Raw genomic sequence first — 1,364 nt, forward strand, 5'->3', positions numbered from 1 at the left:
CAGGAATATATCATCCCTGCCGATGCACCATACCCAGGTTACAAGCAACAAGCCGCGAGTTTAACAAAAGCCAAAAAATCCATACCATTACTCAAAAATACGAATGCTCAAGTTTTGCAGCAAGTTCTCAAGACACTGTCTTGATGCAAAGCGCGAGTGGGGGAAACCCCCAAGACCGCGCTGCATCGCTTGATCAAGCTTTCAAGAATATGTTTGACCAGGGTTATGGCTTTCCTCGGTTTAAGAACAGATACCGGATGCGGTCGTTTGTCTTTCCACAGTTTAAGACTAATCCCATTATCAACGATTGGATTAAACTCCATGAAATTGGTTGGGTTAGAATGCGGTTGTCTCGTCCAATTCCAGAGAGTTTTAAACTTAAACAAGTTCGGGTTGTCAGACGAGCAAGTGGGTATTTCGCAATGCTGGCTTTGCAAAGTGATGTCAGTCTTGGTGATCATCCCGCCTGGGGACATCCCCTAGGGATTGATGTCGGGTTAGACAAGTTTTTAGCAACTTCTGATGGTGAGTTGGTAGAACGTCCTAAGTTCTTAAAGGAACTACAAGGTAAGCTGAAATTGCTACAACGTAGATTAAAGTTGAAGAAAAAGGGTTCTGCAAATAGACATAAACTCAATCAGAAGATTGCAAGACTCCACCAAAAAATCTCAGATACTCGGAAAGACTTTCACTGTCTTGATGCAAAGCGCGAGTGGGGGAAACCCCCAAGACCGCGCTGCATCGCTTCAAGTTGGCAAATCATTTGTGTGATAAAGCTGGGATGATATTTGTTGTTGGCGAAGCCTGTCCGAAGGACATAGACCTTGACTTCAGAACATGGGCAAAGGGAATGTTAAGCAAACATACTCGCATTGGCTGGTTTTGGTCAATTCTTTAACATCTTGGCTTGGGTCTGTTGGAAACGCGGGGTATATTTTGACAAAGTTGACTACAGATACACCAGTCAAATTTGCCCGAATTGTGGAGCGCAAACAGGCAAGAAAGACTTGTCTGAACGAATTCACAAATGCCCCGAATGTCAATATGAAATCAACAGAGATGTCGCAGCCGCTCAGGTGATTTGTCAACGAGGTATCACTGGGGTCGGGCAGATCGTGGATGAAATTGACTGTCTAGGCGTACTGTCGGGTGAGCGTAAGCTTACAGATAAGTGCCGCAAAAGCAGTAAACCCAGATCGTGAGGTTTGGGAATCCCTGGGTATAATCTCCGATTTACCCAGGGGGGATGTCAACGGGTACATCAGAATCAAGCTACGCAGCAATGGGCAAGTTTTAATCCTTTCGGTTAGAGCTGATTTGTAAAGAAAATCTAAAGAGAACTCAATGATGGGCTGAGTAGTCTG

General features: G+C 44.7%; 1 pseudogene. It reads left to right on the plus strand.

The features are described 5' to 3' along the window. Positions 1-1,202: pseudogene (locus tag F6K53_RS42780) on the plus strand (transposase); the annotation flags it as partial. Positions 1,203-1,364: the final 162 nt, after the last annotated feature.

Source organism: Moorena sp. SIO4A1, assembly GCF_010672065.1.
Classification (GTDB): Bacteria; Cyanobacteriota; Cyanobacteriia; order Cyanobacteriales; family Coleofasciculaceae; genus Moorena.